At 47.1% G+C, this 5,349-nt stretch carries 2 tRNA genes and 3 rRNA genes; all 5 read left to right on the top strand.

The window, feature by feature from the left end:
* Positions 1 to 212: 212 nt before the first annotated feature.
* Positions 213 to 1,729: ribosomal RNA gene (locus tag ABD940_RS22765) — 16S ribosomal RNA — on the top strand.
* Positions 1,730 to 1,944: 215 nt separating this feature from the next.
* Positions 1,945 to 2,018, top strand: a tRNA-Ile gene (locus tag ABD940_RS22770).
* A gap of 93 nt (positions 2,019 to 2,111) precedes the next feature.
* Positions 2,112 to 2,185, top strand: a tRNA-Ala gene (locus tag ABD940_RS22775).
* Between the two features lie 158 nt (positions 2,186 to 2,343).
* A 23S ribosomal RNA gene (locus tag ABD940_RS22780) occupies positions 2,344 to 5,102 on the top strand.
* 166 nt (positions 5,103 to 5,268) lie between these two features.
* Positions 5,269 to 5,349, top strand: a 5S ribosomal RNA gene (gene rrf / locus ABD940_RS22785); the annotation flags it as partial.

The raw sequence follows: 5,349 nt of genomic DNA on the forward strand, positions 1-5,349 counted from the left end.
TTAAGGTCATCAAAAAACTTTAAAATTTCTTTAAGAAACATTTGGTCAATTAAAAATAAGTTATTACTTTTGCACACGCAAATACGGAGCGACACTGACAGAGAGATTGCTTCGTTAAAAAGCGGAAGAAATGAAGTTCATTGAAATATAATATAACAACCAAGTAAGGAAAAACTAAAGCGTCAAACTTTGAGTGAGTCAAGAACAAACATACAATGGAGAGTTTGATCCTGGCTCAGGATGAACGCTAGCGGGAGGCCTAACACATGCAAGCCGAGCGGTAGAGATTCTTCGGAATCTTGAGAGCGGCGTACGGGTGCGGAACACGTGTGCAACCTGCCTTTATCAGGGGGATAGCCTTTCGAAAGGAAGATTAATACCCCATAATATAATGAGTGGCATCACTTATTATTGAAAACTCCGGTGGATAGAGATGGGCACGCGCAAGATTAGATAGTTGGTAGGGTAACGGCCTACCAAGTCAGTGATCTTTAGGGGGCCTGAGAGGGTGATCCCCCACACTGGTACTGAGACACGGACCAGACTCCTACGGGAGGCAGCAGTGAGGAATATTGGACAATGGGTGAGAGCCTGATCCAGCCATCCCGCGTGAAGGACGACGGCCCTATGGGTTGTAAACTTCTTTTGTATAGGGATAAACCTTTCCACGTGTGGAAAGCTGAAGGTACTATACGAATAAGCACCGGCTAACTCCGTGCCAGCAGCCGCGGTAATACGGAGGGTGCAAGCGTTATCCGGATTTATTGGGTTTAAAGGGTCCGTAGGCGGATCTGTAAGTCAGTGGTGAAATCTCACAGCTTAACTGTGAAACTGCCATTGATACTGCAGGTCTTGAGTAAAGTAGAAGTGGCTGGAATAAGTAGTGTAGCGGTGAAATGCATAGATATTACTTAGAACACCAATTGCGAAGGCAGGTCACTATGTTTTAACTGACGCTGATGGACGAAAGCGTGGGGAGCGAACAGGATTAGATACCCTGGTAGTCCACGCCGTAAACGATGCTAACTCGTTTTTGGGTTTTCGGATTCAGAGACTAAGCGAAAGTGATAAGTTAGCCACCTGGGGAGTACGTTCGCAAGAATGAAACTCAAAGGAATTGACGGGGGCCCGCACAAGCGGTGGATTATGTGGTTTAATTCGATGATACGCGAGGAACCTTACCAAGGCTTAAATGGGAATTGATGGGTTTAGAAATAGACCGTCCTTCGGGCAATTTTCAAGGTGCTGCATGGTTGTCGTCAGCTCGTGCCGTGAGGTGTTAGGTTAAGTCCTGCAACGAGCGCAACCCCTGTCACTAGTTGCCATCATTAAGTTGGGGACTCTAGTGAGACTGCCTACGCAAGTAGAGAGGAAGGTGGGGATGACGTCAAATCATCACGGCCCTTACGCCTTGGGCCACACACGTAATACAATGGCCGGTACAGAGGGCAGCTACCTAGCGATAGGATGCAAATCTCGAAAGCCGGTCTCAGTTCGGATTGGAGTCTGCAACTCGACTCTATGAAGCTGGAATCGCTAGTAATCGCGCATCAGCCATGGCGCGGTGAATACGTTCCCGGGCCTTGTACACACCGCCCGTCAAGCCATGGAAGTCTGGGGTACCTGAAGTCGGTGACCGTAACAGGAGCTGCCTAGGGTAAAACAGGTAACTAGGGCTAAGTCGTAACAAGGTAGCCGTACCGGAAGGTGCGGCTGGAACATCTCATTTTAGAGCGTCTTAGGACGTAAAACAAAATTAAGGTACTTAAGTGTATCATGTACTTACTTAAAGAGAAGCTTTAGTTTTTTATTTGGTTGATTTATATAAAAAATACAAAACCCACTAGAAATTAGTATAGGGAAGAGATTTAGAAAAAGAAGTTAGAAATTAGAAGTTAGAGATTAGTCTAACCTCTAGTGTCTAAAATCTAACATCTAAAACAAAGTCTCGTAGCTCAGCTGGTTAGAGCGCTACACTGATAATGTAGAGGTCGGCAGTTCGAGCCTGCCCGAGACTACTAATTAAGGAGTTAGGTAATAGGATTTAGGGATTAGGGGATAGCGAGAGCCAAAGACTAAAAACCAAATACCAACAACTAACAACACTAGAGGGGGAATTAGCTCAGCTGGCTAGAGCGCCTGCCTTGCACGCAGGAGGTCAAGGGTTCGACTCCCTTATTCTCCACAGTTTTGGAAGTTTGATTTAAAAGTTACGATTGGAGCCAAAAACAACAATTGTTCATCAGACAGAAGAGAAGACATTAAGATCATTGACATTAACGGTAAAGACATCACAAAGAGAAAACCGAGCACTTATAAGTGCTTGAGTAACCTAAAAATAGGAAAGAAATCGTTAAGGGCGTATGGCGGATGCCTAGGCTTTCAGAGGCGAAGAAGGACGTGGTAAGCTGCGAAAAGCTCGGGGGATTGGCACACACGAATTGATCCCGAGATGTCCGAATGGGGCAACCCGTCAGGTTGAAGACCTGTCACTCTAATTTATTAGAGAGCAAACCCGGAGAACTGAAACATCTAAGTACCCGGAGGAAAAGAAATCGAAGAGATTCCGTAAGTAGTGGCGAGCGAAAGCGGATTAGCCCAAAAGTCTTTATATGTTTAAAAGAATGTTCTGGAAAGAACAGCCATAGACGGTGATAGCCCGGTATTTGAAAGGCATACATAGATGATAAATGAGTAGGGCGGGACACGTGAAATCCTGTCTGAATATGGGGGGACCATCCTCCAAGGCTAAATACTCCTGAAAGACCGATAGTGAACAAGTACTGTGAAGGAAAGGTGAAAAGCACTTCGAATAGAAGGGTGAAATAGAACCTGAAACCGTACGCCTACAAGCGGTCGGAGCCCACAAGTTGGGTGACGGCGTGCCTTTTGCATAATGAGCCTACGAGTTAATGTTACTAGCGAGGTTAAGGACTTCAGGTCCGGAGCCGGAGCGAAAGCGAGTCTGAATAGGGCGCTTAGTTAGTAGTATTAGACGCGAAACCTTGTGATCTACCCATGGGCAGGTTGAAGCTTTGGTAACACAAAGTGGAGGACCGAACCGGTTGACGTTGAAAAGTCTTCGGATGACCTGTGGGTAGGGGTGAAAGGCCAATCAAACTGGGAGATAGCTCGTACTCTCCGAAATGCATTTAGGTGCAGCGTCGATTTATAGTTTATTAGAGGTAGAGCTACTGATTGGATGCGGGGGTTTCACCACCTACCAATTCCTGACAAACTCCGAATGCTAATAAATGATGGTCGGCAGTGAGGGCATGGGTGCTAAGGTCCATGTCCGAGAGGGAAAGAACCCAGACCAACAGCTAAGGTCCCCAAATTTCTGTTAAGTTGAAGCAACGCGGTTGGACTGCATTGACAGCTAGGATGTTGGCTTGGAAGCAGCCATTCATTTAAAGAGTGCGTAACAGCTCACTAGTCGAGCGGTCCGGCATGGATAATAATCGGGCATAAACAGAATACCGAAGCTATGGATTTATAATTTATTATATCTGGTAGGAGAGCATTCTATCTGCACAGAAGCTGAGTCGTGAGGCCTGGTGGAGCGGATAGAAAAGAAAATGTAGGCATAAGTAACGATAAAGGGGGCGAGAAACCCCCTCACCGAAAGACTAAGGTTTCCTCAGCCATGCTAATCAGCTGAGGGTTAGTCGGGACCTAACGCGAACCCGAAAGGGGTAGTGGATGGACAATGGGTTAATATTCCCATACTTGCTCACACTAAAAAGGGGACGGTTCGACGTAGCTATTGAAGACGGACGGAAGTGTCAAGGCCTAGCCTTCGGGCGAAGCTGTTATAGTGAAATCGGATCCAAGAAAAGCCGAAGTGAAGCAACCCGTACCAAAACCGACACAGGTGGTCGAGGAGAGAATCCTAAGGTGCTCGAGTGAGTCGTGGCTAAGGAACTAGGCAAAATAGTCTCGTAACTTCGGAAGAAGAGACGCCAGCAGCAATGCTGGCCGCAGTGAAGAGGCCCAGGCGACTGTTTATCAAAAACACAGGACTCTGCTAAATCGAAAGATGCTGTATAGGGTCTGACACCTGCCCGGTGCTGGAAGGTTAAGGAAGGGCGTTAGCGTAAGCGAAGCGTTTGACTGAAGCCCCAGTAAACGGCGGCCGTAACTATAACGGTCCTAAGGTAGCGAAATTCCTTGTCGGGTAAGTTCCGACCTGCACGAATGGTGTAACGATCTGGGCACTGTCTCAGCCACGAGCTCGGTGAAATTGTAGTATCGGTGAAGATGCCGATTACCCGCAATGGGACGAAAAGACCCTGTGAACCTTTACTATAACTTCGTATTGACTTTGAGTAAGTAATGTGTAGGATAGGTGGGAGACTTTGAAGCGGGCACGCTAGTGTTCGTGGAGTCAACGTTGAAATACCACCCTTTACTTACTTGGAGCCTAACTTCTTTTAGAAGGACATTGCGTGGTGGGTAGTTTGACTGGGGTGGTCGCCTCCAAAAGAGTAACGGAGGCTTTCAAAGGTACCCTCAGCACGCTTGGTAACCGTGCGTAGAGTGTAATGGCATAAGGGTGCTTGACTGTGAGACCTACAAGTCGATCAGGTGCGAAAGCAGGACATAGTGATCCGGTGGTTCCGTATGGAAGGGCCATCGCTCATAGGATAAAAGGTACTCCGGGGATAACAGGCTAGTCTCCCCCAAGAGCTCACATCGACGGGGAGGTTCGGCACCTCGATGTCGGCTCGTCACATCCTGGGGCTGGAGAAGGTCCCAAGGGTTGGGCTGTTCGCCCATTAAAGTGGCACGCGAGCTGGGTTCAGAACGTCGTGAGACAGTTCGGTCTCTATCTATTGCGGGCGTTAGATGTTTGAGAGGGCTTGATTCTAGTACGAGAGGACCGAATTGAACAAACCTCTGGTGTATCAGTTGTACCGCCAGGTGCACCGCTGAGTAGCTACGTTTGGAAGAGATAAGCACTGAAAGCATATAAGTGCGAAACTCGCCTCAAGATGAGACATCTTTTAAGGGTCGTTGGAGATGACAACGTTGATAGGCTACAGGTGTAAAGTTGGTAACAGCATAGCCGAGTAGTACTAATTACCCGTAGATTTATAGCCTATTGGTTACAATTACCAAGCCTTATAAGTGCAGAACTGGTTTTGCCTTTGTGATGAAATTTACCGATAAAATAGGTATCAGATATATAGATACAAGGTAGCAGGTAGCAGTGAAAGCTATTACCTAAGACCTATAATCTGCAACCTGAACCTTATATACAACCTTTAGGGTGGTTTTAGCGGTGGGGCTCACCTGTTCCCATTCCGAACACAGAAGTTAAGCCCACCAGCGCCGATGGTACTGCGA

Origin of the sequence: Chryseobacterium ginsengisoli, assembly GCF_039542325.1 — a bacterium.
Taxonomy (GTDB): Bacteria; Bacteroidota; Bacteroidia; order Flavobacteriales; family Weeksellaceae; genus Chryseobacterium; species Chryseobacterium ginsengisoli.